Origin of the sequence: Allomuricauda sp. F6463D (genome assembly GCF_023015965.1) — a bacterium.
In the GTDB taxonomy this organism is placed as follows: Bacteria; Bacteroidota; Bacteroidia; order Flavobacteriales; family Flavobacteriaceae; genus Flagellimonas.
The window spans coordinates 381,091-407,948 of the sequence record NZ_JALKAN010000002.1 but is presented as its reverse complement, the minus strand read 5'-3'; the positions used below and the strand labels follow the sequence as shown (position 1 = coordinate 407,948).

Below are 26,858 nucleotides of genomic sequence, written 5' to 3'. Positions count from 1 at the left end.
CAAAAGTGAATCATGGAAATTTCTTTAATGTAATGTAAAGTTTAAGTAATTATTAAGCATTTCCAATGTGTGTGATTGCTTGTTTTCTTGGCATATATTTTAGGTTAACCGTATATTGCGCTAATAGCTAATTATGGACTGGGAGCAACTACTTTCTTTAAAACGATACGGAGATACTGGAAAACGATTACGTAAGGAGCAGGATGAAATCCGGTTGGGTTTTGAAGTGGACTACGATCGAATTGTGTTTTCATCCGCTTTCAGGAGCTTACAGGACAAAACACAAGTTTTTCCAATGCCCATTGCGGTTGGCTCACAAAAGAATTTTGTGCATACCCGCCTTACCCATAGTATGGAGGTATCTGTGGTTGGAAGAAGTCTGGGACGTATTGCCGGAAAACAAATTTTAACAAAATACCCGTTTCTGTCCGAGGTTCACGGACATCATTTCAACGACTTTGGAGCTATTGTTGCCGCTGCCGCTTTATCTCATGATATTGGTAACCCTCCTTTTGGACATAGCGGGGAAAAAGCAATAGGGAATTTCTTTAAGCAAGGCGATGGCAAACAATACAAAGATGTTTTGACCGCAGAGGAATATCAAGACCTTATTGATTTTGAAGGGAACGCCAATGGTTTTAAACTTTTGACCGAATCACGCGAAGGGGTCCCCGGAGGGTTACGTTTAAGTTATGCTACTTTGGGTGCTTTTATAAAATACCCCAAAGCATCCTTGCCCAAAAAGCCTTCTAAAAACATAGTGGATAAAAAATTTGGTTTCTTTCAATCGGAAAAGGAATTTTTTTATGAACTGGCCGAGGACATTGGTTTGTTGCCAAATCTCAATCATCCAAAAACAGGGTTTTTAAGACATCCCCTTACTTATCTGGTTGAAGCTGCTGATGATATATGTTATACAATCATAGATTTTGAGGACGGCATTAATTTAGGTCTGATAGCAGAGGAGTATGCGTTGGAGTATTTAATCAATTTGGTGAAAGATAATATCAATACCAAAAAATACAATGACATGACCACCTCGAGTGATCGATTGAGCTATCTAAGGGCGCTAGCTATCAGTACATTGATTAGGGATGCAGTGGATGTTTTTATAAAGAACGAAGACAAGATACTAAATGGTGAATTTGATGTTTCATTATTGGACAAAGGAAAATACAAAGCTCAGGTAGAGGATATTATTAAGTTGAGTGTGGAGAAAATCTATCAATCCACCGAAGTTATTGATAAAGAATTGGCCGGATATAGGATCATATCCGATCTATTGGAGATGTACACTTCTGCTTTAATCAATGTAAAAGATGGGCAGGATACCAATTATGACCGGTTGCTCATAAAAAGTTTGCCAGAAAATTATCGGAATACAGATACCAGTATTTATAAGATATTACTGAATACCAGCTGCTTTGTAGCAAGTTTGTCCGATAGTGCCGCGGTGCACATCCATGATAAGCTGACAGGAAGAAAGGTTTAAAACGAATAGAGCAGTCCCACACCAAGTAGTTGTTTAAACTGTATTCGAGGTATGCCGGGGTCTATAATGGTACCGTCTTCTGCAATATCTTCATCAAACTTAATATCATCATCAAAGATGATGTGGGTTCCAATATTGGCGGTTAGAAATTGATTTACCTTAAGATTAAAGTTTAATTCCCAGTCAACATCTATGTTGCCAAAGCTTCGCAAGTAATCGGTATAAAGATTGAGTCGATGGTTCATTAATACATTTTCGGCAATTTGCGTTTCCCATGTATTGGTAATTAAAAAACCAAGTTCCAAAAATACATCCTTTCCTTTTTCGACCCCAAACGCACCTTGGGCGGAAAGTACTTCGTCGAGAACAAAAGTTGATTTCATCGTGACCGGAGAAATATATAGGTTAAAATTATCTTTTGTAGGAATGTAAGATGTACCAACACCAACAAACAGATAACCGGGAGACATGAACCTGGAAATCGGATTTTCCCTATCGGGGTATTTATAACCATTTGAAAACTGGGTTCCAAAATTTGCCTTTACGGAATAATACCAGTTGGTAATAGTGTCTTTTCTAAAACTGAGGGTGGTGGACAAACGTATTTGATCGTCGGATTTTCGAAGTTTTCGGCCCTCTTGCGCATTTACTCCGTACCTGAGCTGAATCTCGTTGTTCCAATTTAAGTATCTAAATTTATAATTTCTTGCAAAATCTGCACTTGCAATTCCGGTAATGGAGTTGTCACCACCAGCATTCCAGTTGATAAAGGCAACTTCACTGATGTTAAGGCCAAATTTGTTCACTTTTTTCCAGAACGATGTGGGTTTGAATCGATTGTGCCAAGTATTCACAGGCTTAACCTTGTTCAATACTGTACGCGGGTCGGTCAATTTCGCATTTCTGGTCAAATATTTTAGTTTTACATCCTTGATGCGAATAATTTTGAATACGCCATCGGTACTGTCGATTTCAAACGCTCTTAATTGGGTTACCTGGGCGTTGGCAGATAGAAAAACAGTAAGAAACAGAATTAAAAAACAATTTAATCGCATTGGTTTAAGGTTGATTGTATGTTAGAATGTATCGTATCAAAATCTATACCAGCCAATTCATGGGTTTCTGGTATTGTTCCCTGTTCCACAAATTGATCTGGTACACCAAATATTTTAACAGGTTTTGAGAATCCCTCTTCATTGGCAAATTCGAGGACGGCAGAACCAAAACCACCTATTTTGGTACCATCTTCAATGGTAAAAATATAATCGTACTTTTTAAATATTGTGCGAAGTGCACTCTTGTCCAAAGGCTTTGCAAAGCGCATATCGTAATGTCCAACTATCTCTGGGCGATCTAGTTTTTCAATAAGTTCAATAATTTCATTGCCAATATGGCCAATAGTGAGAATGGCAATTTTTAAACCTTGCTTTAAACATCTTGCAGAGCCTATTTTTATGGATTCAAAATTATTCTTCCAGTCAATCGTGGCTCCTCGCCCCCTTGGATATCGTATGGCAATGGGGCTCGCCAACCCTAACTGGGCGGTGTACATAATGTTTCTTAGCTCCATTTCGTTCATTGGGGCAAAAATGATGAGGTTTGGAATGCAACGTAAAAATGCAATGTCAAAAACACCATGGTGCGTGGGGCCATCTTGCCCTACCAGACCGGCACGATCTAAACAGAAAACAACGGGAAGATTTTGCAAGGCCACATCATGTATTACTTGGTCGTACGCCCGTTGTAAAAATGTAGAGTAAATATTGCAGAAGGGAACTAAACCTTGTGTGGCCATCCCGGCTGCAAGGGTAACTGCGTGTTGCTCTGCTATGCCAACGTCAAATGCGCGTTCGGGCATTTTATCCATCATAAATTTAAGAGAACTTCCGCTGGGCATGGCAGGAGTGATACCTACAATATTTTTGTTTTTCTCGGCTAGTTCCACTATGGTATGTCCAAAAACGTCCTGATATTTTGGAGGTTGAATTTTTTCATCCTTTTTTAGTCGTTCTCCTGTGACTTTGTCAAATTTTCCAGGGGCATGGTAAACTACTTGGTCTTCTTCGGCTTTTTTTAATCCTTTTCCCTTTGTAGTAATAATGTGGAGCAATTTTGGGCCGTTGATACGTTTTAAGCGCTCTAGTTCATGGACCAAAGCTTTTACATCGTGACCATCAATGGGACCAGTATAATTAAGATTGAGGCATTCAAAAATATTCTCGTCCTTGGCTGTGCCAGCTTTTACATTTGTAAGGTACTTTTTTAAGGCGCCCACACTTGGGTCGATCCCAATAGCATTATCGTTTAAAACAACCAGTGCATTTACGTCTGTTACACCTAAATGGTTAAGGCCCTCAAAAGCCATTCCACTTGCAATGGAAGCATCGCCTACAACTGCAATATGATGTTTGTTGGGCTGGCCCCTTAATTTGGAGGCCATTGCCATACCTAAAATGGCGGAAATGGCTGTAGAGCTGTGACCTGTTCCAAAATCGTCATAGTCACTTTCGTTCCGTTTTGGAAATCCACTGACCCCATCGAGTTGTCTGTTGGTATCGAAAATGGTTTTTCTTCCCGTTAGTATCTTATGTCCATAGGCTTGATGTCCTACATCCCAGATCAACTTGTCTTCCGGGGTGTCAAAAACGTAATGTAGGGCGATTGTGAGTTCCACAACACCTAGACTGGCACCTAAATGTCCTTCTTTGGTAGAAACAATATCAATAATGAATTCCCTTAATTCTTGAGCGAGTTTAGGCAGCTCATCCAAGTGTAGTTTTTTGAGATCTTCTGGGAAATTGATATGGGTCAGTAGCTTTTCCAAAGAATAAAAAAACAAAAGTATCGATTCTAGGTAAAATTATTTTATATGTAGCTTAGCAATCTATAAAAATGTAACAAAAAACTGTGGAGAACCCTTTTGATGACAATTATTTTATGAAGAAGGCCATTCAAGAGGCTGAAATTGCATTTGAAAATAACGAAGTACCCGTGGGGGCTGTCATTGTGGCAAACAATAGAATTATTGGAAGGGCTCATAACCTTACGGAACGCTTAAACGATGTTACCGCACATGCCGAGATGCAGGCCATTACCGCCGCTTCCAATTTTTTGGGTGGTAAATACCTCCATGGTTGTACATTGTACGTTACCTTGGAACCTTGTCAAATGTGTGCGGGTGGCTTGTACTGGAGCCAAATTTCTAGAGTGGTTTATGGAGCAGCGGATAAGGAAAGGGGCTTTAAGGTAATGGGCGGACATTTGCACCCAAAAACGGAGGTTGTTGGTGGTGTTATGGAAAAAGAATCTTCAGAATTGTTAAAGCACTTTTTTATTCAAAGAAGGAATCTGAATTAAACAAAAAAATCTCGGCACTGCCGAGATTTTTAATCAAAATAAAATATTATTATCCAATTACCTGCACTTGTGCAGCAACCACTCCTTTTCTGCCTTCTTCTTCAACGTATTCTACTTTGTCGCCTTCGTTCAGTTCCACACCATTCAATGCCGTAGCATGAACAAAGATGTCTTTACCTGTGTCGTCGTTTGTAATAAACCCAAAACCTTTGGATTCATTGAAAAATTTTACTGTACCAGTCATAGAAAAATAAATAAAATGTTAAAGTACGAAAGTAACTTTTTTTTGTGACCGATTAGATGAAAAGAAGCTTAATTCTTGCAGAAGTCTATTGATTATCAGTCAAATCGCGCTCTTTTTTTTGCATTTTTTCAATATTTTCCTTGGTAAGCATATAATCTTTCATGTTTTTTCCTTGACTTTCTTTCCAAAGAAAAAGAGGCATGGCCACCAAAAAAAGGCCCACGGTACCTCCCCCAATATATTTATTGGCATTTGGATGTTCTTCTTCTAAGGTAAGTCCATAGCCAATGGAACCAAAAGAAGCCAGCATAATAATAAAAATGATATGTTTTAATTTAATTTTCATTGCGAATAATTAATCAATTTTCTGCGATAGGCGGTCAATAGTTTAGATTTGGAGATGAATCCTTCATACTTGCCATCTTTGATGACAGGTAAATTCCAAGCTCCGCTGTCTTGAAATTTTTTCATAACCTGTTTCATGTTATCCGTCTCATAAAATATTACTTCTGGAGGGGCATGCATCAAGTTTTTCACAAAAACAGTATCGTAAATCTCAGTATCGAACATCATCGGTCTTATATCGTCCAAGACAATTATTCCTATTAATTTCGAATCATCGTCCAATACGGGGAACAAGTTTCGTTTGGATTTGGATACAGATTGATGCAACATTTCTCCCAAAGACATTTTTGGGTGGACGGGCATGAAATTTTTTTCAATAACATCATCCAATTCCATGAGTCCAAGTACCATTTGGTCCTTATTATGCGATAAAAGTGCTCCAATTTTAGCCAGCTCCTTTGTGTAAATAGTGTAATCCAGGGCATTTTTGGTAATCAAGTAAGAAATAGCAGCTGTTATCATCAAGGGGACAAAAAGTTCGTATCCCCCTGTTATTTCCGCAATTAGAAATATTGCAGTCAAGGGTGCGTGTATTACCCCTGCAATTAAACCGGACATCCCAATAAGGGTAAAGTTGCTTTCCGAAACAGAAAAGCCCAAACCTAAATTGTTGATCACTTTGGCTACAACATTGCCCAAAGCACTTCCCATAACCATGGTAGGAATAAAAACTCCGCCCGCTCCACCGGCTGCAATTGTGGTTGTCATGGCGATGGCCTTAAAAATGGTTATTCCGAACAAAAGGGCAATCACTACCCAAATATTATGGGTATAGTTATCAAAAGGGGTGGAGCCGAGCGCTTTTAAATGATTGCCGTCCAATAAACTATTTATAAACGTGAAACCTTCACCATACAAAGGTGGGATTGCATATAACATAATTCCAATAGCAGTACCACCAACCAAAAGTTTATACTTTGGACTTTTAAGTTTTTTGAAAAGTGATAAAATCGAAAAATACATTTTAGTGAAGTAAATGGACGCAAAAGCCGTTCCTACACCCAATAGGATGTAGAAAGGTGTGTCTTTAAGCTCAAAACCTTCAGAAAGCGAGAAACTGAACAATACTTCGTTGCCCAAAAAGAAATACGAGGTCAATACCCCTGATATAGATGCTAAAAGTAATGGGAGCATGGACATCATGGTCAGATCCAAAGTGAACACTTCCACAGCAAAGATAATGGCGGCAATGGGCGACTGAAAAATGGAAGCAATGGCACCGGCCGATGCACAGGCCACCAAAAGTGTTCGGGTCTTGGCATCTATATGGAAAAGCCGGCTTAAATTGGAGCTGACTGCTGCTCCTGATTTTACTGCTGGGCCCAGCAAACCAACGGAACCACCAAAACCAACGGTTAGTGGTGCTGTTATCAAAGGGGTATAAATGGATTTAAGTTTGAGCAGCCCCCTTTTTTTGGAAAGCGAGAATATTATGGAGGATACTGCATGCTGCAAAGGTTCCTTATGTATAAACTTCACATATAGATATACTAATGTAAGCCCAATGGTAGGTAATATGAAGTATAATTGGTTCTCTGAAAATACGATTCCTCTTTTTAAAAGAGATTCTATAAAATATGTGGAGTTTTTTATTGTAACGGCCACTAAACCAGCTAAAAACCCCACGATTAGGCTCATTATTTGAATAAAGGTCCTGTTGGAGATGTTTCTATATCGCCATTTAAGAAAACGGGTAAACAGTTTTTTGTTCCTGTAGGACATCGCGGGTTACAATACTATTAAAAGCCTTAAGAATCCAACTTTTTTAGCTGGATTTTAATATATCATAGATCCAGTTTTAAATGGAGCTCTTTCAATTGTTCTTCATCAATATTGGCGGGTGCATCGATCATAATATCCCTGCCACTATTGTTTTTTGGGAATGCGATATAGTCGCGAATGGTTTCTTGACCACCTAAAATGGCTACCAACCTATCTAAACCAAATGCGATTCCACCATGTGGAGGTGCCCCATATTGGAAGGCATCCATCAAAAATCCAAACTGTGCTTTTGCCTCTTCTAGAGTAAAGCCTAAATGTTTGAACATGGTTGCCTGGGTCTCTTTGTCATGGATTCTAATGGAACCACCACCGATTTCGTTTCCGTTCAATACTAAATCATAGGCATTTGCCTTTACCTCGCCGGGTTTAGAATCCAATAATTCCAACTGACCTGGTTTTGGTGAGGTAAACGGATGGTGCATGGCATGGTAATCCCCAGTTTCTTCGTCCAGTTCCAATAGTGGGAAATCCACCACCCAAAGAGGAGCGAATTCTTCCGGTTTTCTAAGGCCTAAACGTTCCGCAAGTTCCATGCGTAAAGCGCTTAACTGTCCTCTGGTTTCGTTGGTGTTACCGGAAAGCACACAAATAAGGTCTCCCGATTTGGCCCCGGTTACTTGAGCCCATTTGGCCAAATCTTCTTGGTCATAGAATTTATCTACCGAAGACTTATAGGTACCATCCTCATTGCACTTTACATAGACCATGCCTTTGGCACCGACTTGTGGGCGTTTTACCCAATCCACCAATTTATCAATCCCTTTTCGTGTATATGAAGCTGCTCCCGGAACTGCAATTCCAACGACCAGTTCTGCAGAATTGAAGACATTGAAATCTTTGTGCTGTGCCACTGGGTTTAGTTCACCGAACTGCATTCCAAAACGGATATCGGGTTTGTCATTGCCATACAACCTCATGGCATCATCATAAGTGATTCTAGGAAATTCTGCTACTTCTACACCTTTGATTTCTTTCAATAAATGTTTGGTCAAACCTTCGAAAGTGTTCAAAATGTCTTCCTGTTCTACAAAGGCCATTTCACAGTCAATCTGAGTGAATTCTGGTTGTCTATCGGCCCTAAGGTCTTCATCCCTAAAACACTTTACAATTTGGAAGTACTTGTCCATGCCACCTACCATCAACAATTGCTTAAAGGTTTGTGGTGATTGGGGCAGGGCATAGAACTGTCCCTCGTTCATTCTACTTGGCACCAAAAAGTCTCTTGCTCCTTCCGGGGTGGATTTTATCAAATACGGAGTTTCTATATCAATAAATCCTTGGTCGGATAGATATTTTCTTACCTCCATGGTCACCTTATGTCTAAACACAAGCTTGTTCTTTACAGGATTCCTTCGGATATCCAAATAGCGGTATTTCATTCGGATGTCTTCTCCGCCATCGGTTTCATCTTCTATAGTAAAAGGAGGAAGCAATGAATTGTTCAAAATGGTGAGTTCAGTTACGAGTACCTCAATCTCTCCTGTGGGGATGTTTGGGTTTTTTGAGGCCCGCTCGATTACCTCGCCCTTTGCTTGGATAACGGTTTCACGTCCCAAATTGCTGGCTTGTTCCAATAGGTCACTCGAAGTGCGTTCTTGATCAAACACCAATTGGGTAATGCCGTAGCGGTCGCGTAAATCTATCCATGCCACAAAACCTTTGTCTCGGACCTTGTGAACCCAACCGCTTAAAATAACTTCTGAACCTATATCCGATGCCCTTAATGCACCACAAGTATTGCTTCTGTACATGATGTTTGTTATGAGAGCGCAAATTTAATAGGAATGTAGGTATTTTATAGTGGTTATGTGCATTTTCTGCCAGATGTGCTTGTTGATAGCGATTTATTGAACAATGAAACACTTGTCAGTTAACATTAAATTTACATTGGAGTAGGTGTTTTGTTGATTTTTATTCGATAAAGGGTAAATAAACACCGTAAAAATAGCACCTGAGATATATTTAACAAACTGTAAATTAGGAACATATGATTTGAATGTAAATTTAATGTAAACAAAACGTTAGTTAAATATATAGTTAACGTAAAATTTAAGTAACTTTGATTTGTTATCACTTAGATATTAACAAGATAGAAATTCCAGATAGTATGAAAAAAGCAGTATTAGTTTTGGCGGTGATGTTTACGGTAGGTATATCTGCTCAAGATACAAAACCGACTTTTGAGAGAATCGGTAAAACAGTGAAAGCAACCTATTTTTACGATAATGGTGAAGTTGCCCAAACAGGTTATATGCTGAACGGTAAATTACACGGTGATTGGGTGATGTTCGATATAGAAGGAAAAAAAATTGCCACGGGTCAATATTTGAATGGTGAAAAGACCGGTAAATGGTTTTTTTGGGAAAATGAAGTATTGAGCGAAGTGGACTTTACGGATAATCGTATTGTACATGTAAAAAAATGGAACCAGGGCGATGCAGTCACGGTAAACTGATAAATTAAAATTAATGTTATTAAAAAAAGCCCCGATCATTTTGATCGGGGCTTTTTTTGTTAGAGTTTTTTTGTTCGAGCTATGCCGTGGCGGATTTGATTTGTTCTTGTTTTTGCTCTTCTCGTTTTAATTTTCTTTTTCTAATTTTTAGTTTGAGTTTATAAACTAAGGAGAATAATATCGGAACAACCACCAAGGTTAAAAAAGTAGCTACCAATAATCCATAAATTACAGTCCATGCCAACGGTCCCCAGAATACAACGTTGTCACCGCCAAAATAGATGTTCGGGTTAAACTCGCTCATCAAAGTGAAAAAGTTAATATTGAAACCTGTTGCCAAAGGAATCAAACCTAAAATTGTGGTGATTGCGGTGAGCAGTACTGGTCGTAATCTGGCCTTACCACCTTTTACCACGGCTTCCAAAAAGTCATCTGGTTCCAACAACGCATCTTCGTCCAAGTTGAGGTTTACTTTCTTTCTATCTATCAAAAGTTGGGTATAGTCCAAGAGCACCACACCGTTGTTGACCACGATTCCTGCCAAGGATATAATCCCCATCATCGTCATCATGATCACAAAGGCGCTACCTGTGGCAACAATTCCCCCAAAAACCCCAATCAAACTCAAGAATATGGCAAGCATTATAATTCCAGGTTTGCTGATGGAATTAAATTGGAAAATCAGAATAAAAAAGATAAGGCCAAGTCCAGTAAAAAAAGCGCCCATTAAAAATGCCATTTGCTTGTTTTGCTCTTCAATCTGACCGGTATAATCTATTTTGATATTTTCTGGAAGACCTTCAAAATCATTCATTTCTTCTTGAATCTTTCCTACAATGGCCCCGGCATCTGTATAGCCCGATGCCAAAGCTGAGTATGCTGTAACCACGCGTTTTACATCTCGGTGCTTAATGGCACTAAAGCCTGTGCTATTTGTTTGCTTGGCAACGGCAGAAATGGGAACTTCCTTGATTTGCCCGCTCGAAGGGTCTCTAAACGTAATACGTTGGTTGAACAATGCACTTGTATTGTACCTGTCCTTTTCATTGAACCTCACATAAATATCATAATCTTCTCCACCTTCTTTATAAATACCTGCTTTAGATCCAAATATTGAACTACGTAGTTGTTGGCCAACTTGACCCGTGGCCACTCCCAATTCTCCAGCCTTTTTACGGTCTACCTGAACTAAGAGAGAAGGCTTCGATTTGTTCACGTCTATTTTAAGCTCATCAATCCCCGGAATGTTACGCGAATTGATAAAGTTCCGCATCCTTTCAGCAGTAGCGATCAATTCGGTGTAATCTTCCCCTTCCAATTCTATGTTGATCGGGTATCCAACAGGGGGGCCAATCGCATCTTTTTCTACTGAAATAGCAACACCAGGGTAGATATCTTTAAGAGCTTCTTGCACTTTTTTCAGAAGTTCTTCACTATCCGCGCCCTCTCGATATTTAAATTCACGAAGTGTAGCGGTAATTTTGCCCCTGTTTGGCATTTCGGCACTAGAGCCACCATCCGTTTGAGGATTTCCAGCGCCTTCACCTACTTGGGATACAGCACTTTCTGTCATAAAATTGTAATCACCACGTATATATGCTTCGGAATTGATGATATCGTAGACCCTTTTCTCAATGTCCTTTGTAATTTTGTTGGTTTTTTCAATATCGGTTCCCTCCGGATATTCGATATATACAATAATCTGATTGGGTTTATTGTCCGGGAAAAACTCCACTTTGGTTCTTTGGCTTCCCACGGAAATACCAAATCCTATAAATGCTACTAAAAGAAGTACAAATGTGGTGATGGCGATAAAAATCGGTTTTCGTCCGGCCAAAGCATACCGTAATGTCTTTTCGTACATCCTTTCCCAAGTCGGCAAAATTCTGTTTTGAAAAATACCGGCCCAGTCCCTAAGGAACAAGCGATATATCCACAATAGGATCGCTGTTACCACCATTAAAGTTCCCAAAGCCCTATAATCGCCCCCAAAAATAACTATGAGAATTCCAATTCCCGAGATAATGGAAGTGATACGAATAATCTGTTTTATAGGCATTTCCTTGTCTTCGGTGGTCATGTATCGTGAGACCAAAACCGAGTTGAAAAAGATGGCCACAAATAGGGAGGATCCCAATACCACCGAAAGTGTAATAGGGAAATATTTCATAAACTGCCCCATGATGCCCGGCCATAGGCCCAATGGTACAAACGCTGCTACCGTGGTAAGGGTAGAGATAATAATAGGAAATGCGATTTCACCAATACCTTTTTTGGCGGCTTCGATTCTTGACATTTTTTCCTCATCCATTAGGCGATAAATGTTCTCTACAACCACAATACCGTTGTCCACCAACATTCCTAGACCCATAATCAATCCAAAGAGTATCATGGTGTTCATGGTGTATCCTATCGCGTTCAGAATCATGAGCGACATAAACATGGACATGGGAATGGCAAAACCAACGAACAGTGCGTTTTTAAAGCCTAAAAAGAACATTAATACAGTTACTACCAGTATGATACCGAAGATGATATTGTTCACCAAATCGTCCACTTGACCAATGGTTTTGGATGATTGGTCGTTGGCAATCGTGATTTTAAGATCTTGTGGGAACTCATTTTCGATAGCATCTTCCACGATTACTTTTATCTGGTCTACGGCGGCCACCATGTTTTTTCCTGAACGTTTTTTAACATCCAGCATCACCACAGGATTACCAAATTCTCGAGCATATGTGGTTCTGTCCTCTTCTTTAAAAGATACCTGAGCGATATCCTTAAGGTAAATGGGACTGCCATTTTCTGATTTTACCACAAAGTTTTCAAGTTCTTTTGGCTTACCTATTTCCCCGACTATCCTTATGGTCCTACGCTGCCCACTGGCGACTAGGTTTCCAGCAGATGTGGTGAGGTTTTCATTGTTTATACTACCGATTATGTCGTTAAAACTGACTTTGGCGGCCATCATCTTGTAAATATCAACCGCTACTTCTACTTCTTTCTCTTGGGCACCTCGGATATCTACTTGTTTGATTTCTGAAAGACCCTCTATTTCATCTTCCAGATATTCTCCATATTCTTTTAGTTTTTCAATTGGATAATCTCCGGAAATATTGATGTTCAGAATGGGCATTTCTTCCGAGAGGCTCAAATCGAAAACGTTCGGTTCCACTTTGGCACCGTTAAAGGTGGGCCAGTCTTCGCCTGCAGTTTTGGAATCTACTTCGTCCTTTACTTTCTGCAAGGCCGATGCAACGGAAATATTCTCATCAAACTCAGCAATGATCATGGAATAATCTTCCTGCGATGTTGAAGTGATCTCCACGAGGTTGCTCACTGTCTTAAGTTCATCCTCCAAGGGGTCGGTAATCAACTTTTCTATATCCTCTGCCGTATTTCCAGGATAAATGGAACTAATGTAGATTTTGGTTTCCTTTACCTCGGGGAAGCTTTCCCTTGGCATGCTAAAATAGGCCATGCCACCGAGGATCAGAATAACCAAAATTAACACATACATTGTGGTTTGGTTGTCAATGGCCCATGAGGACAGCCGAAACTCCTTGTCTACACTTTTCTTTTGCTTGTTCATAACTTGTAGTTGCTTTGGCTGTCTAATTATTTTTTATCTTGACTTTTTGATTTTCTTTTACGCTTCTCGCACCCTCATCTATAATGGCATCACCATCATTGATACCGGAAAGCACCTCGACATAATCACCTTGCGTTTTTCCAGTTTTTATAACCACTTTTTTGGCCACTGGGTCGTTTTGTATGGAATCCGCCTCAACCAAAAACACGTACTGCTCTCCGTCTGCATTTTCCGATAAAATACTCTGTGGAATTAAAATGGCGTTGTCACTGGTGTAGTCGTTGATCAATACACGGGCAGTAAGATTCGGTTTTATTTTACCATCGTGGCTCGGAACCGGAATTTCTGCGGTGAATGATCTGTTGCTGGGGTTTATAAAATTGCCTGTCTGTCTTATTTTGGTAGAAACGCTATCACCCAGAACAGGGAAGTAGACCTTTACATCTTTACCAGAGGTAACATTGGGCAGGTGGCTTTCGGGGACATCCACTTCAATGTACATATTTGAAAGGTTTACAATCCGGAAAACTTCAGAACCTGCCCCAGGACCAACAACGGTTCCTTCGTCTTTGATGACATTGTCTATAATTCCTGTAAATGGTGCACGAATACTTGATTTGGCTACTTGACTTTCCAATTGTTTTACTGCATTTTCTTGTGCTTCAAAATTGGTTTTTGCCTGTAGGTATTGTATTTCGGAGCCAATGTTCTGTTCCCATAGCCTTTTTTGGCGTTCAAAGGTTGTCTTGCTCAATTCTGTTTGTGTCTTGAGTTGTGCGAGCTGACTAGAGAGACCACCATCATCTATTGTGGCCAATAATTGGCCTTTGGATACTTTTTGTCCTTTTTCAACGTATACTTTGTTCAAGGTTCCCGACATTTCTGGATATATCAATACGTTCTGTTTCGTCATTACATCTCCTTGAAGTTCCAGATAATGATCAAACTTTTGTGGTTGTACCTGTATTGTTGTCACCAAAGGCAGATTGGCCGAACCGTCCAATAGGGCAATAACGGAATCCAAAGATTTCAGTTGCTTTTCCAATGCTTTGTGCTCATGGGAAATTTCAGTATGCTTTGCTCGAATGGTTTCAACATCTTTGCTGGCAATTACTTTATCCAAAGAATTGTTGTCACTGCCGCCACATGAAGCCAATATTGCTGCTGTTAGTGTTATATATATTGTTTTTTTCATGATGAAATGGTTTTCTTTTTATTGATTTAAAATATTTTCCAGTTCCGTTTTCTTGTTGATTACGGCGACCATGGACTGCAAATACTCTTGTTGACTGGTATATAATTGGGTCTGTGCCTGTCTCAATTCAAAACTTGTGGCCAAACCTTCGGAATATTTAATTTGATTCTTTTTTTCAATGCGCTCTGCCAGCGCTAGATTGTCTTTGGAGGTGCCGTATTGTTCAATAGCCAGTATGTAATCGCTCTTAGCACTTTCCAATTGTAATCGAATTTGTGCTTGTACCTCCGTAAACTGGGTTTTGGCTTTTTCCAGGGCAATTTTGGCTCGTTGGGTACTTGCACTTCTTCCCAAAGAACTAAAAATGGGAATGTTCAGGTCAACGCCTAAAATAGAGGAGCCAAACCATTGTTGTCCGCTGTTCAAAAAATTAAAGTTGTTACTAAATGAATTACCTCCGTAATTAATAAATGCATTCAAAGTTGGCAACGCTCGACTTTTAGCCAATTTCAACTCCAAAAATCGTTGTTCATTCAGGTTGATTGCCATTTTATAGTCTACATTGTTATCAATGTTAAAGTCTTGATCCAATAGACCAATATCTATTTTTGCTTGGGTAAGGTCATCTAAATTCTCGGATAATATAGTTGGAGTTTCGATGGGAAGGCCTAACACCAAATTTAACATCTGTAACGTGATTTTTTCCATTCGGCGCGCATTCTTAAGCTGGTTATCCACCGTTGAAAGTGTTATCTGGAGTTGATCTACACTTTCTTCGTCACCCAATCCATTTTCATAGATATGTTTTGCTTCATACAAGTTCTCTTCCAAAGTGGCCTTGTTTCTTTCTGATATCAATACACTTTCCCGGGCCAAAAGAACATTGCCATAGGCTTCCACAACGGATTTACGAACGACCAACCCGGTTTTTTCTTTGTTGTTTCGACTGTACTCCAAAAATGTTTTTGTGGCCTGGACTCCTACAATATATGAGCCGTCAAAGATTTTCTGAGTTAGTGTTGCGGATGCGGACATGGATTGGGACTGACTAAAAATAACCTCTTCGTAAGTCCCTGGTGCTCCACCAAAAAATTCAGCGGGAATTTGCGATACAGGTTGTTTTAATTGATTTTGATAACTGACAGCTCCAGAAATTTGGGGTAAGCCTGTTGCAATGGTCTCCCATTTTTGTTTTTCGGCATCTTCAATATCCCGTGATGCATTTATTGAACTGTAATTATGTTCCAGTGCATAGGCAATGGCTTTATCCAAGCTAAAACTGGGAATGGTGTCTTGGGAAGAGACGATCCATGGTAGAAATAGTATAAAAATAAGTGATAATCGTCGCATTTATTCTTGATTTGAATTGATGATTGAGTTGAGTATTTTTCTTCCTTCTGGAGTTATTATGCCTCTTAGATGGTATTCTAGATAATGATCCAGTAATTCTGTTTTACTAAAGATTTGTGTTGGAAACATCGTGTTGTCCTTAATGCTGGTGATTCCCGAAAAGTATATTCTGGAAACAAATTCCACGTTCAAGTTGTCCCTATAGATACCCGTATCCATTCCTCTTATTACATTTTTGGTTACACACCGGTGAGTGCACTCAAATTGTACTTCTTTAAGGGAGGTGTAAATTTTGGGGTAGTATTTCTGTAATTGGTACAATGGGGATGATCTTTCATCTTTTAAATGGATCATTATAAATTTTTTGATCTCATAAAGTTCCTCGATGGGGTTTTTTTGTGAAGCAACAATGTTGTCTATTCCGCAGGTGATAAAATTGGACATCGTCATTGCCGTTTGCTCCACTAAATCCGATTTGTTCTTAAAATGGGAGTAAATCGTTTTTTTGGATATACCCATCTCACTGGCCAAATCGTCCATGGTAACGCTCTTAAAACCAAGATTTAAGAACATTTCTGTTGCCTTCTCTATTATCTTTTCTCTCATAATTGGCGACAAATGTAGGCATGGAAACTTTAAAAACAAAAAAAGTTTCTAACGTTTTACAATTATTTAACCTGGAATAGATTTTTCGGTTTAACTGGATTCTCTTCCATCAATGAATAAGGCTCGAATCTCTGAATTTTTGTTGTTCATATCCGTCCTATTATGTCCCAACCGCCAAAAAAAGGGACTGAACTGAAGTAAATACTTTTTTCTTGGACTATTCTTTTTTCGATGTATCATGATTTTCGTTTTTGATGTTTTCTACATATGATTTAAATGCCGCTTCACCTTCTTCTTTCCAAAATTGGTCGTAATGCTGCCATTCGTCAAAACCTCTTCTCCACTGCGTACACTTATTGGACGATTTAATCTTCTTTTTGTGACTGGAACCGCTCTTATTTTTTCCGCCACCTCCACCAAAGCCGAACAATAGCTTAGCTAAGATGAAAATACCAAGTGCTTGCCAGTAGGTAATTGTGCTCACTCCAAAAAGATCGGGCATTAGCCAGTTCCATAAGCGCATCAATACATAATTTGCCAATAGTAAGAGCAGGCCTCCCAATATGATCATGGCGATGACTTTAACCACCTTTTTCACCATACTTTCCACATTTCTTTTTACTGTTTTTTCGTATTCCATTTTATGTTTCATAACTCAACACTTTTACATTCTCTAAGGTTTTGGATAGTTCCGACATGGCACGGTGTCTTCTGGACATTAGGGTGCCTGCAGGAATTCCTGTTTTTTCTGCTATTTCTTTATAATTATATCCTTCAAAATCTATTGCGATTATGATGTCCCGGTACGCTGGCTTCAAATCTTGGATAGCCTTTTTTAGTGCGATTTCCATCTTTGGCGAATATTTATTGTCCGCATCACCATAAAAGAATTCCGCAAATTCTCGCCACTGTCTGTCAATATCTTCGCTTGGAAGCTTTCTTTCTTTTCTACCTCTCATAATATCAATGATCCTGTTCCTGATGGCGTTGTACACAAATCCACCAACATTGGTCACGGGAATGGCGTCATCGGGCCGTGAGAACACCCTCAGGGCAACATCCTGTACAATGTCTTCGGCATCTCGTTCCGATGTATCCCTGATTTTGGACTGCACATACGAACGCAACGAACCATATTCCTCGTTAAAGAAGTCGGTTAGGTTATTGTGGTTGTCAGTTTTGGCTGCCATTCAGTTGGAACAGATTGCTGGTTTCACTTATAAAGACGATGAAATTTTTTTCTATTGCGGTTTAAGCTTAATTTTTTTGAAGGTTCACTGTTTTTTATGTCTTGGATACAAAGTATCCATGTTTTAAACCAAGGTGTTCCTCCAAATTAATTATTTGCACGTATTTTTGGCTCCATGTCAGATATCGATATCATTAGTCAGTACCGAGAGCAGTTTGTTACGCAACTTAAAAAAAGAACTGTGTTTACAGAGCCTAAGAATTTGTATGAACCTGTACAATATATTTTAGGATTGGGTGGAAAACGGTTACGTCCGATTCTCACATTGATGACCGCGGAAGTTTTTGGAGGTAAAGTGGAAGAAGCTATGGATGCTGCTCTGGCAGTTGAAATGTTTCATAATTTTTCCTTGGTACACGATGATATTATGGATGATGCACCGCTTAGACGAGGAAGAACAACGGTGCATGAAAAATGGGATGTAAACACGGGAATACTTTCCGGAGACGCCATGTTGATTCTTTCCTATCAATTTTTAGAAAGTTATCCTGCTGAAACTTACGTGGAACTTACCAAACTTTTTAGTAGAACAGCTCTTGAGGTATGTGAAGGACAACAATACGATGTGGATTTTGAATCTCGAGATGATGTGACCATTCCCGAATATTTAAAAATGATAGAGTATAAGACCTCTGTTCTGGTGGCAGCCGCTATGAAGATGGGAGCTATCGTGGCCAATGCTTCCAAGCGAGATGCGGATGCTATTTACGAGTTTGGCCGAAATCTCGGTATTGCATTTCAATTGCAGGATGATTATTTGGATGCTTTTGGTGACCCGAAAACATTTGGGAAGCAAGTAGGTGGTGATATTATGGAGAACAAAAAAACGTATTTGTACATAAAGTCACTAGAAAAAGCCTCTGAAGATGATCGGGAGGGTCTATTGCATTTATACTCCATTAAGCCCGAAGATTCCACTGCAAAAGTGGCTGCGGTAAAAACCATTTTTAAAGAAAGTGGGGCAGTGGAAGAAACCAAAAAAGCTATTCAAGACTATACCCAAAAAGCGTTTGATGCGCTGTCAGATATAAATCTTCCCGATGATAACAAGGCATTGCTAAGACAATTTGGAGAAAGTTTAATGGAACGAACCGTTTAAAAAATTCGTTTAAAAAGTGCCTTTATAAACGGCATCGGTTTGGGTGCGGTCACAATTTGGAGTTCTTCCCATAAATTGGTTTCGTTTTCAAGGAACTTTAAAATCAGAGAAGCTTTTCTTCTTTTGAACATGGACTCAAAAATCTCATGTCCCAAGTGATTGTTTTCGTATAATATATCCAACAAAAGCATATCGTAGAACATAAATCTACTCTTCCTATAAAACGCTGATAATGGCCTGTCAGTTTTTAGGTGCTCCACCAGTTTTGGTACTTGTTGGCTCGTATTATAAAATGTGTAACCAGTGCTGGGTTTGGTCCATCCGCCTGCAATGCCTATTTGGAAAACACGATCTGTATTGTGCTGATGAAATGGATAACAGGTCATTGGAATACTCCCATACTCAGTTTCTTGAATGGTGTATTTGGTGTCATTATATTTTTCTTTGATGTACACTTTTAGGGCCTCTTCGTACTCAGCTTTTTCCAAAAGGTGTTCGGAGAATAAGGTGTATTCCACCAAAGCCTCATTATCCGAATAAGGGAGCACGTACATAAAACGTGTATTGCCTTTTTGTGGCACCGAAAAATCCATGAAAGTGGCCTCATTTGATTTAAATACCGACTGTTCGGTTTTTATTAGCCAACCTACAAAGTGTTGTTGTAAAACCGGGTATTCCTTTTTATGTAAAGGGATAGAAGCATCATATAGACTGGAAAATACCGTTTGTCCGGTAAATGTTTTGGTAGGAGTTGTCACTAAAACCTCCTTTTCTTGTTCATATACATCAGTTACCTCATCTTGAACCCATGTTATGTTGGACTGTGCTTTTACCTTTGGTAAAAAGTGATTGTAAAAATCAATGCCACGAAGCATTTTATAAGTATAGGGAGCAATAGAAGCAGATTTTTTAAGTTGTTCACCTCCCACATAAATGGCATCCCAAGTATTGTGGATTAAATCATCAAATTGTCCATCGCCTACTTCCCAAAAACACCAAGTACGATCGTTTTTGGATTTGTCATCCTTGTCCAGTACCAAAATGGATTTGGAGGCAAAGAACTCATCATTTCCTAAGGCATCGGCAAGTAAAAGTCCAGCTGCTCCAGCGCCTATAATAATGTAATCGTAGTGACCCATTTGATAAAAATAAACAAAGGAAAGATAGATTAAGGTTTTAATGCATCTATCTTTCCTTTGTAATAGGGAACCTGAATTGTTTCTTTATTCAGTAGTTTCGTTTCCAGGTATGGATTCTGGCCATGTGTACCTATATTCCTCCATAGTGTTTTCGTAGTTTTTTGCAAGGGTATCGGCTTCCTTTTCAGAATAAATTCCTTCAGCTTTTCCAAAAAAGTCATCTTCCTCATCTTTTAAATGATGTTCCACTTTTTCCATTAATTTTTTAAAAGTGGCCAACCAATGGGGCGAACTCATATCTGTATCTGTAAGCTCAGCTATTAATTCATCCATTTCATGATGTTCGGCCATACCATGGCGTGCATCTTCTTGCATTTCATCTGTATCGATCAACGGAGAATAAAAATAGCGTTCTTCAGCTACCGCATGTACTTCCAGTTCTTTTTTAAGCTTTGTCCAGAGTTCTTTTCGTTCTTCAGATTCTCCAGAAGTGTTCACAAGTTTATTGCATAAATCTCTTTGGATGTCGTGGTCCTTTTTTATGGCCTTATAAATTTTCATTTTGGTCTAGTTTTATTGTTACTTTCAAGTGATAATTCATTTTTTGAAAGTATCACATAGACCGATGAATCCTTAACTCAATTGAATCAATTTTTAGCAGAATCACCTAATGAAACTGTTTCTCCGTTTCAACGTTTATATATCCAAATTGTCATGATTTGGTTATCTATATCATTGCCATCCTGCCGTTACCGACTCCTATTGACCTTTAGGGTTCTTGTGACCCATATAATAGTGGTGAGAAAAGGCTCTGGATTTGTGTTAAACTCGACTTTATGGTTGTTTTTTGCAAAGCGCATTTAGGTCATCCACCAATCAAATTAAAGGCTCCTTTAGTTAAAAACTCATCGGTTTCATTCAAGCCCTCAGCAATAATTCGGGTATGCCCATCATAGGATTCCCCTTGTTTAACGGAAACCTGTTCAAATGTATAGTTGCCATTTTCTTTACTGTTTAATTTTAACACATAGTAACCACCTTCGGATTCGATAACCGCTTCTTCAGGCAAAGCCCAATCCTGTATGGTATCCGTCATGATTAAGGCGTCAACGAACATGCCAGGAAGAAAACCTGTTTCATCTTCCTGAGCCAGATGACCGTGTACTTTGATGGATTTGTTGGCATCATCAATCGATGCGCCCACTAAATGCACCTCGGCCTCAAAAGTTTCTTCGGAGGCTTCAGGGGTTCTAAATTCTATTTTTTGGTCTTTTTTCACTTTAAGAATGTCCTTTTCAAAAACGGTAAGTTCCAGATGGATATGGTCGTTATCTATAATTTCCAAAATTTCAGTGGCAGGGGAAACATAACTGCCTATGGCCACGTTCATTTTGGTGATACTGCCCGAAATTGGAGCATATATGGCAGCTTGCGGAGTAATGTTGCCCTGCTCCACTTTATTGGGTGAAATGTTCAGCATTTGTAACTGTTCTTTCAAACCTCGATAGTGGGCTATCGCCATTTCGTAATTGCTCTTGGCTTGAAGGTAATTTTTTTGGGAGGCTATTTTTTCCTCAAATAGTGTCTGATTCCTTTCAAATTCTGCTTTTAAAAAATCCAATTGGTTGAAAACTTCCAAATAATCTTGCTGCATCTGGACAAACTCCTGATTTTCCAAGATCACTAAAAGTTGCCCTTTTTTCACTCGATCACCAACCAATAATGAGGTGCTTTTTACAAAACCTCCCATAAAAGCGTTAACACTCGCCCTATTCTCTGGAGGAACGTCAATCATTCCAGATGCCTCTACTATTTTGGGAAATGTTCTTTTTTCCATAGTTCCCAACCTAAGGCCGTTGGCATCAAATTGATCTTGTGTTACCACGATTCCTGATGTTTCCACTTGTTCTTCAGAAGTGGAATCCGTACTGTTTTTATTGCCACAACCGGTTGCTAAAAGAAGTGCTGTGGCGAAATAGAATATATTTTTCATTGTTATAATGTTAGAGTCAAGTAATTAATGGCGATTACGGTTTGATTGTATTGGTTGAGAACATCCAGATAATTGAGTTGGATGTCGTAAGCATTCTCAAGGCTTTGAATGTATTGGAAAAAATCAATTTCCCCATTCATAAAATTGCCGGAAGCAGCTTTCAGGATTTGATCAGAAAGTTGACTGCCCTCATTTTCATAATAGGACAGTTCCTTGGCTTGTTGCTCCAATTGTCCCAATAAGGTCGTGTAGCGTTGATTCAAAGAAACGGAGATTTCATTGTTTTCCATAGCCGTGATCTTGGATTGGATTTTTGATGACTTCAGTTTACTACTGTGTCCAAAGAAGAAAATAGGAACCCGAACACCCAATTGGATGCCATACAGTGATGTTCCAAGTCCTTTGTTGGTGCCTTGGAAATATTCAATGTTTAGGTCTGGTAGCAATCTGTTTTCTTCCAAACTTTTTTGCGCATTGCTCACGGATTGTCGATTATCCAAAAAAGCCGATTCCGTTTCCAGCAAACCTTTGGTATTGGTTACCGATAGTTTTTTTGGCTCTTCCAGAACAATATGCAAGCTATCCTCACTTTGCACCAAACTTATTATTTGGCCGTAGGTGGTCAACAATTGCTGTTCTATCTTCAAGTAAGCATTTGTGATCTGCCTTTGTTTGGCCTGTGCCGTTACCTTTTCCAAGTAATTGGTCGCTCCAAGCTCGAAGCGTCTGTTGGCCGCATGGGCAAAAGTGCTGTAAATACTATCCAAGGTGGCATATAAATTTGCTTTTTGGCTCAACGACTGGTATTGATAATACGCAAGGCTCAACGACTGAAACAATTGTTTCTTTTTGATTTCAAACGATGATTTCTGAAGCTCAAAATTCGAATTCTGAAGTTTGCTTTTTGCTCCGTACACGGTTGGGAACTCAATCTGTTGTTGTGCACCAAAAACTTTTAGCGGTTCTCCGTTCAAGGCCAGATTGTTTTCATCGAATTGGTAGTAAACATCCGTTTTGTCGAACTCAAAAGCGGTTCCCTTAAGTGCTTCCGCTTGGTCTACCATCAACAAGCTTGCCTGTATCCCCTTGTTGCTTTCAAGGGCTTTTGCCTTCAGGTCTTCTAAATTCAATTTGGTTTGGGCGAACCCCGAAAACGAAAATGCAAGTAAAAGAAGTGTTAGTGTCTTTTTGTCCATTTTGATTTTCTTTTTTATCCTTCTGGATGAAATATTGTTTGCATAGGCATATAAAACAGGTAAAACCACTAAGGTGAGTAGCGTAGCTGTTACCAATCCCCCAATTACTACGGTGGCCAGAGGACGTTGAACCTCCGCACCGGCGTTAGTGGATATGGCCATGGGCAAAAAACCCAGAGCCGCTGCAGAGGCCGTCAACAATACGGCACGGAGCCTATCATTGGTTCCCTGTTTGATGAGGTCTTCTATAGAATCAAATTCTTTGCTTTTCAGTTCTTTGAAGTGTTCTATCAATACGATTCCGTTCAGAACCGCAATACCGAAAAGTGCAATAAAGCCCACGCCCGCTGAAATACTAAAAGGCATGCCTCTTAACCAAAGCAAAAGCACACCTCCTACAGCAGAAAGCGGAATTGCGGAAAAAATGAGCAATGCCTCCTTTACAGAGCCAAAAGCAAAGTAGAGCATGATAAAAATGAGTAACAATGCGATGGGTACGGCAACCGTCAATCTGGCTTTTGCATTTTGGAGGTTCTCAAACTGGCCTCCATAGGTAATAAGGTATCCAGGGGGTAGTTTTATATGTTCATTGATCAATAGTTGTACATCATCCACAACGGATTGAAGGTCTCGGTTCCTTACATTGATTCCTACCACAATCCGTCTACGGGTGTCATCCCTAGAGATTTTGGCTGCACCTTTTTGATAGGTGATTTGTGCTAGTTCGTTCAAAGGTATTTTACCACCGTTTGGGATATCAACGTAGAGGTTTTTCAAATTTGAAATATCCTGCCGGTTGTCAGCATCCAATCGAACGGCCATATCAAATTGGCGTTCCCCCTCAAATACGCTGCCAACTACTTTTCCTGCAAAACCCATGGCAATCATTTCGTTGAGATCAGCTATGTTGAGACCATGACGGGCAATTTTGGCCCGATCGAAAGAAACGTTCATCTGTGGCAGCCCTTCTACTTTTTCCACAATGATATCAGACGCACCTTCCACATCTTGGATAAGGTCTTTGATCTCGTTGGCCTTTTTGTTCAAGGTTGCTAGGTTTTCTCCAAAAATCTTAATGGCAATATCGGCTCGTACCCCGGTAATCAACTCGTTGAAACGCATCTCAATGGGCTGGGTAAACTCAACCTCCATGCCGGGAATAACCGCAAGGGCCTCTTTGAACTTATCGGCCAATTCATCCTTGGATTTGGCCGAAACCCATTCATCTTTAGGTTTTAGGGTAATGATTACATCACTTTCTTCCATGGACATAGGGTCTGTGGGTACCTCTGCCGCACCAATACGGCTGACAATTTGTTTTACTTCGGGAAATTGATCTATTAATATCTGTTCAATATGGGTAGTGGTTTCCACAGTTTTGGCCAGGGATGTGCCTGTTTTCAACACGGGTTGGATTACAAAATCTCCTTCATCCAAGGTTGGTACAAATTCGCCTCCCATGGTAGAGAACAATAAGATGGCTCCCACCAAAAGTGCAGCTGCTGTGGAAAGCACTAACTTTTTGCTCTTCATGGCCCAACTAATAATGGGTTCGTATTGTTTGTGTATCCAGTTGATCAAACGGACAGATATGTTTTTAGATGTAGTTTTGGATGGTTTTAAAAATAATGCTGAGGCAACCGGTACATATGTAAAGCATAGTAATATTGCACCAATAAGGGCAAAACTGAATGTCAATGCCATAGGTTTGAACATTTTGCCTTCAACACCGCTCAATGAGAGAATGGGAATAAAAACAATTAAAATAATGAGCTGCCCAAAAACAGCCGAGTTCATCATTTTGGAAGCTCCTTCCACTGTTATTTTATCTTTGACATCTTGAATTTCTCCTTTGCTTAGACCGGCAACATCCGATTGTTTCTGGGTTATTTGAAAAGCAATGTATTCCACAATAATTACCGCACCGTCGATGATGATGCCAAAATCGATGGCCCCAAGGCTCAATAGGTTGGCATCTACCCCAAAAATGTTCATCAGGGTAAGGGCGAACAACAAACAGAGTGGGATAACGGATGCCACAACAAGACCTGATCGCCAGTTGCCCAAAAGCAGGACGACTACAAAAATCACGATCAAGCAACCCAAGACCAGGTTTTCTGTTACGGTGAAGGTAGTTCTGCCAATAAGTTCGCTTCGGTCCAAGAAAGGGTTGATGTACACCCCTTCTGGCAAGGATTCTGAAATAGCGGCAACTCTTTCCTTTACAGCCTCGATTACCCGTTTGGAATCAGCATCCTTGAGCATCATGATCTGGCCAAGGACTTTTTCACCTTCTCCATTGCCGGTTATGGCACCAAATCTAGGAGCACTGCCAAAACCAACCTTGGCAATGTCCTTAATATAAATAGGAATGCCATTTCGGGTTTTCACAACGATATTTTCGATATCAGATAGACTATTTACCAGACCTTCACCGCGAATAAAGTAAGCTTGGTTTGCTTTTTCGATGTAACCACCACCTGTAACACTGTTGTTCTTTTCCAAAGCAGTGAACACTTCTATTGCAGTAACGTTGAAAGCATTCAGTTTTTGGGTTCGTATGGCAACTTCGTACTGTTTTAAGTGGCCACCCCAAGTATTTACCTCCACAACACCTGGAATACCGGAAAGCTGACGTTTTACGATCCAATCTTGAATGGTTCTGAGGTCTGATGAGGTATACTGGTCTTTGTATTTTGGTTCCACATCCAAAATATATTGGTAGATTTCTCCCAGACCAGTGGTTATGGGTCCCATTTCCGGGCTTCCAAAACCTTCGGGAATACGGCTGGAGGCCGATTTTATTTTTTCGGCAATAAGCTGCCTGGGCAAATAGGTGCCCATATCGTCTTCGAAAACGATAGTGACCACCGATAGTCCGAACTTGGAAACCGACCGGATTTCTTGTACCCCTGGTAAATTTGCCATTTCCAGCTCTACAGGATAGGTGACAAATTGTTCCATATCCTGGGTTGACAAACTCGTCGAGGTGGTAATCACCTGAACCTGATTGTTGGTTACATCGGGAACAGCGCCAATGGGTATCTGCGATAGCGAGTATAGCCCCACTAAGGCAATAAAAGCTGTGAAAAGAAGAACAATAAACTTGTTCCGTATACTAAAGTTGATAATTTTTGAAAACATAAATCATAGAAATAATAGCATTATTAAAATGGAATAAGGCTTACGTAAAGTGTTCAGCAAAGCTGAAAGACTATGAATTATGCGTTTCTTGGAGGCTGGAAGGGATTGTCTCCCCAAACTAGGGAGTAAGACATTTGGTAGTGGAAGTTCCCTTTTGATGGTCTGGGAATAATAGCGCTTGAGTACATGAAACTATCTGTTCCCAAAACAAATACCAACTGTTGGGCACATGGTGCTTGTTGATGTTGGAAAGGAAGTTTTTCGTGATCTTTTTGTTCTTCTTGGTGTTTTTCGTTGTGGGAGGCTTTAAGTTCCCCGTAGTGTTTGGAGACAAAAACCATAAAATTGTCACCATATTCCTCATTATGGAATTGGTAATGCTCGATTAATTGACCCAATTCGACCAAATCCTTCAAATGGATATTGGTTCCTTGGAGCAAAATAAGCAAGGAAAGCCCTATGATAGCAATTTTATTCATCCTAACAGCCATAAAGTTACGAAGAATACGCTGTAAGATAGATGTTTGCCACTAATTTAGAATGAGTCTCATTCTTACAAC

The 26,858-nt window shown here is 39.7% G+C and carries 21 protein-coding genes; 4 read left to right on the top strand and 17 right to left on the bottom strand.

Translation table 11 applies throughout. The features are described from left to right. Positions 1–133: 133 nt before the first annotated feature. On the top strand, positions 134–1,492 hold the full coding sequence (gene dgt / locus MWU56_RS10310) for a dGTP triphosphohydrolase (protein WP_247044265.1): 1,359 nt from the start codon (positions 134–136) through the stop codon (positions 1,490–1,492). Here dgt and MWU56_RS10305 read toward each other — a convergent pair. Continuing rightward, on the bottom strand, positions 1,489–2,547 hold the full coding sequence (locus MWU56_RS10305; protein ID WP_247044264.1) for a DUF3078 domain-containing protein: 1,059 nt from the start codon (positions 2,545–2,547) through the stop codon (positions 1,489–1,491). The genes dgt and MWU56_RS10305 overlap by 4 nt on opposite strands. Further along, positions 2,538–4,316: a 1-deoxy-D-xylulose-5-phosphate synthase gene (gene dxs, locus MWU56_RS10300; RefSeq protein ID WP_247044262.1), complete on the bottom strand. Its 1,779-nt coding sequence runs from the start codon at positions 4,314–4,316 to the stop codon at positions 2,538–2,540. Before dxs ends, MWU56_RS10305 begins: the two co-directional genes overlap by 10 nt. A gap of 83 nt (positions 4,317–4,399) precedes the next feature. Between dxs and MWU56_RS10295 the strand changes: the two genes are divergently transcribed. Continuing rightward, positions 4,400–4,849 carry a nucleoside deaminase gene (locus MWU56_RS10295; RefSeq protein WP_247044260.1) on the top strand — a complete coding sequence of 150 codons (450 nt, stop codon included), beginning with the start codon at positions 4,400–4,402 and terminating at the stop codon, positions 4,847–4,849. Positions 4,850–4,898: 49 nt separating this feature from the next. Here MWU56_RS10295 and MWU56_RS10290 read toward each other — a convergent pair whose 3' ends face one another. The 4 genes from MWU56_RS10290 to aspS form a co-directional block, all read right to left on the bottom strand. After that, entirely contained in the window at positions 4,899–5,093 is a 195-nt protein-coding gene (locus tag MWU56_RS10290) for a cold-shock protein (RefSeq protein WP_247044259.1), read from the bottom strand. A gap of 85 nt (positions 5,094–5,178) precedes the next feature. Further along, positions 5,179–5,439, bottom strand: coding sequence for a hypothetical protein (locus tag MWU56_RS10285; RefSeq protein WP_247044257.1), 261 nt, complete (start codon positions 5,437–5,439; stop codon positions 5,179–5,181). Continuing rightward, on the bottom strand, positions 5,436–7,220 hold the full coding sequence (locus MWU56_RS10280; RefSeq protein ID WP_247044255.1) for a chloride channel protein: 1,785 nt from the start codon (positions 7,218–7,220) through the stop codon (positions 5,436–5,438). Before MWU56_RS10280 ends, MWU56_RS10285 begins: the two co-directional genes overlap by 4 nt. A 62-nt stretch (positions 7,221–7,282) precedes the next feature. Beyond that, on the bottom strand, positions 7,283–9,031 hold the full coding sequence (gene aspS / locus MWU56_RS10275) for an aspartate--tRNA ligase (RefSeq protein ID WP_247044253.1): 1,749 nt from the start codon (positions 9,029–9,031) through the stop codon (positions 7,283–7,285). A gap of 356 nt (positions 9,032–9,387) precedes the next feature. On the opposite strand from aspS, the gene MWU56_RS10270 reads away from it, so the two are divergent. After that, a complete protein-coding gene (locus MWU56_RS10270; protein ID WP_247044252.1) occupies positions 9,388–9,735 on the top strand; it encodes a toxin-antitoxin system YwqK family antitoxin in 348 nt (115 codons plus the stop codon). Positions 9,736–9,814: 79 nt separating this feature from the next. Here MWU56_RS10270 and MWU56_RS10265 read toward each other — a convergent pair whose 3' ends face one another. The 6 genes from MWU56_RS10265 to MWU56_RS10240 form a co-directional block, all read right to left on the bottom strand. Beyond that, positions 9,815–13,327, bottom strand: a complete 3,513-nt coding sequence (locus MWU56_RS10265; RefSeq protein ID WP_247044250.1) for an efflux RND transporter permease subunit — start codon at positions 13,325–13,327, stop codon at positions 9,815–9,817. 22 nt (positions 13,328–13,349) lie between these two features. After that, positions 13,350–14,522, bottom strand: coding sequence for an efflux RND transporter periplasmic adaptor subunit (locus tag MWU56_RS10260; RefSeq protein ID WP_247044249.1), 1,173 nt, complete (start codon positions 14,520–14,522; stop codon positions 13,350–13,352). An 18-nt stretch (positions 14,523–14,540) separates the two neighbouring features. Then, positions 14,541–15,872 (bottom strand): TolC family protein, encoded by a 1,332-nt coding sequence (locus tag MWU56_RS10255; protein WP_247044248.1) that lies wholly within the window; start codon positions 15,870–15,872, stop codon positions 14,541–14,543. After that, positions 15,873–16,478, bottom strand: coding sequence for a TetR/AcrR family transcriptional regulator (locus tag MWU56_RS10250; RefSeq protein WP_247044247.1), 606 nt, complete (start codon positions 16,476–16,478; stop codon positions 15,873–15,875). Between the two features lie 217 nt (positions 16,479–16,695). Next, positions 16,696–17,130 (bottom strand): hypothetical protein, encoded by a 435-nt coding sequence (locus MWU56_RS10245; RefSeq protein ID WP_247044246.1) that lies wholly within the window; start codon positions 17,128–17,130, stop codon positions 16,696–16,698. Continuing rightward, complete coding sequence (locus MWU56_RS10240; protein WP_247044245.1) at positions 17,120–17,668, bottom strand: RNA polymerase sigma factor; 549 nt, start codon at positions 17,666–17,668, stop codon at positions 17,120–17,122. Before MWU56_RS10240 ends, MWU56_RS10245 begins: the two co-directional genes overlap by 11 nt. A 174-nt stretch (positions 17,669–17,842) precedes the next feature. Between MWU56_RS10240 and MWU56_RS10235 the strand changes: the two genes are divergently transcribed. Continuing rightward, entirely contained in the window at positions 17,843–18,826 is a 984-nt protein-coding gene (locus MWU56_RS10235; protein WP_247044243.1) for a polyprenyl synthetase family protein, read from the top strand. On the opposite strand, the gene MWU56_RS10230 is transcribed toward MWU56_RS10235, so the two are convergent. From MWU56_RS10230 to MWU56_RS10210, 5 genes are all read right to left on the bottom strand, one after another. Then, positions 18,823–19,965 carry a lycopene cyclase family protein gene (locus tag MWU56_RS10230; protein ID WP_247044241.1) on the bottom strand — a complete coding sequence of 381 codons (1,143 nt, stop codon included), beginning with the start codon at positions 19,963–19,965 and terminating at the stop codon, positions 18,823–18,825. The two genes, MWU56_RS10235 and MWU56_RS10230, sit on opposite strands and share 4 nt — an antisense overlap. A gap of 84 nt (positions 19,966–20,049) precedes the next feature. After that, positions 20,050–20,526 carry a hemerythrin domain-containing protein gene (locus MWU56_RS10225; RefSeq protein WP_247044239.1) on the bottom strand — a complete coding sequence of 159 codons (477 nt, stop codon included), beginning with the start codon at positions 20,524–20,526 and terminating at the stop codon, positions 20,050–20,052. 304 nt (positions 20,527–20,830) lie between these two features. After that, a complete protein-coding gene (locus tag MWU56_RS10220; RefSeq protein ID WP_247044237.1) occupies positions 20,831–21,958 on the bottom strand; it encodes an efflux RND transporter periplasmic adaptor subunit in 1,128 nt (375 codons plus the stop codon). 2 nt (positions 21,959–21,960) lie between these two features. Continuing rightward, positions 21,961–26,298 (bottom strand): CusA/CzcA family heavy metal efflux RND transporter, encoded by a 4,338-nt coding sequence (locus tag MWU56_RS10215; protein ID WP_247044236.1) that lies wholly within the window; start codon positions 26,296–26,298, stop codon positions 21,961–21,963. 77 nt (positions 26,299–26,375) lie between these two features. Then, positions 26,376–26,777 (bottom strand): hypothetical protein, encoded by a 402-nt coding sequence (locus MWU56_RS10210; protein WP_247044235.1) that lies wholly within the window; start codon positions 26,775–26,777, stop codon positions 26,376–26,378. Positions 26,778–26,858: the final 81 nt, after the last annotated feature.

What these genes read in the sequence shown, in the direction of transcription:
- dgt (WP_247044265.1), top strand. Translation starts at nt 134, where the DNA reads ATGGACTGGGAGCAACTACTTTCTTTAAAACGATACGGAGATACTGGA.
- MWU56_RS10305 (WP_247044264.1), bottom strand. Translation starts at nt 2,547, where the DNA reads ATGCGATTAAATTGTTTTTTAATTCTGTTTCTTACTGTTTTTCTATCT.
- MWU56_RS10290 (WP_247044259.1), bottom strand. Translation starts at nt 5,093, where the DNA reads ATGACTGGTACAGTAAAATTTTTCAATGAATCCAAAGGTTTTGGGTTT.
- MWU56_RS10285 (WP_247044257.1), bottom strand. Translation starts at nt 5,439, where the DNA reads ATGAAAATTAAATTAAAACATATCATTTTTATTATTATGCTGGCTTCT.
- MWU56_RS10280 (WP_247044255.1), bottom strand. Translation starts at nt 7,220, where the DNA reads ATGTCCTACAGGAACAAAAAACTGTTTACCCGTTTTCTTAAATGGCGA.
- aspS (WP_247044253.1), bottom strand. Translation starts at nt 9,031, where the DNA reads ATGTACAGAAGCAATACTTGTGGTGCATTAAGGGCATCGGATATAGGT.
- MWU56_RS10270 (WP_247044252.1), top strand. Translation starts at nt 9,388, where the DNA reads ATGAAAAAAGCAGTATTAGTTTTGGCGGTGATGTTTACGGTAGGTATA.
- MWU56_RS10265 (WP_247044250.1), bottom strand. Translation starts at nt 13,327, where the DNA reads ATGAACAAGCAAAAGAAAAGTGTAGACAAGGAGTTTCGGCTGTCCTCA.
- MWU56_RS10260 (WP_247044249.1), bottom strand. Translation starts at nt 14,522, where the DNA reads ATGAAAAAAACAATATATATAACACTAACAGCAGCAATATTGGCTTCA.
- MWU56_RS10255 (WP_247044248.1), bottom strand. Translation starts at nt 15,872, where the DNA reads ATGCGACGATTATCACTTATTTTTATACTATTTCTACCATGGATCGTC.
- MWU56_RS10250 (WP_247044247.1), bottom strand. Translation starts at nt 16,478, where the DNA reads ATGAGAGAAAAGATAATAGAGAAGGCAACAGAAATGTTCTTAAATCTT.
- MWU56_RS10245 (WP_247044246.1), bottom strand. Translation starts at nt 17,130, where the DNA reads ATGAAACATAAAATGGAATACGAAAAAACAGTAAAAAGAAATGTGGAA.
- MWU56_RS10240 (WP_247044245.1), bottom strand. Translation starts at nt 17,668, where the DNA reads ATGGCAGCCAAAACTGACAACCACAATAACCTAACCGACTTCTTTAAC.
- MWU56_RS10235 (WP_247044243.1), top strand. Translation starts at nt 17,843, where the DNA reads ATGTCAGATATCGATATCATTAGTCAGTACCGAGAGCAGTTTGTTACG.
- MWU56_RS10230 (WP_247044241.1), bottom strand. Translation starts at nt 19,965, where the DNA reads ATGGGTCACTACGATTACATTATTATAGGCGCTGGAGCAGCTGGACTT.
- MWU56_RS10225 (WP_247044239.1), bottom strand. Translation starts at nt 20,526, where the DNA reads ATGAAAATTTATAAGGCCATAAAAAAGGACCACGACATCCAAAGAGAT.
- MWU56_RS10220 (WP_247044237.1), bottom strand. Translation starts at nt 21,958, where the DNA reads ATGAAAAATATATTCTATTTCGCCACAGCACTTCTTTTAGCAACCGGT.
- MWU56_RS10215 (WP_247044236.1), bottom strand. Translation starts at nt 26,298, where the DNA reads ATGTTTTCAAAAATTATCAACTTTAGTATACGGAACAAGTTTATTGTT.
- MWU56_RS10210 (WP_247044235.1), bottom strand. Translation starts at nt 26,777, where the DNA reads ATGAATAAAATTGCTATCATAGGGCTTTCCTTGCTTATTTTGCTCCAA.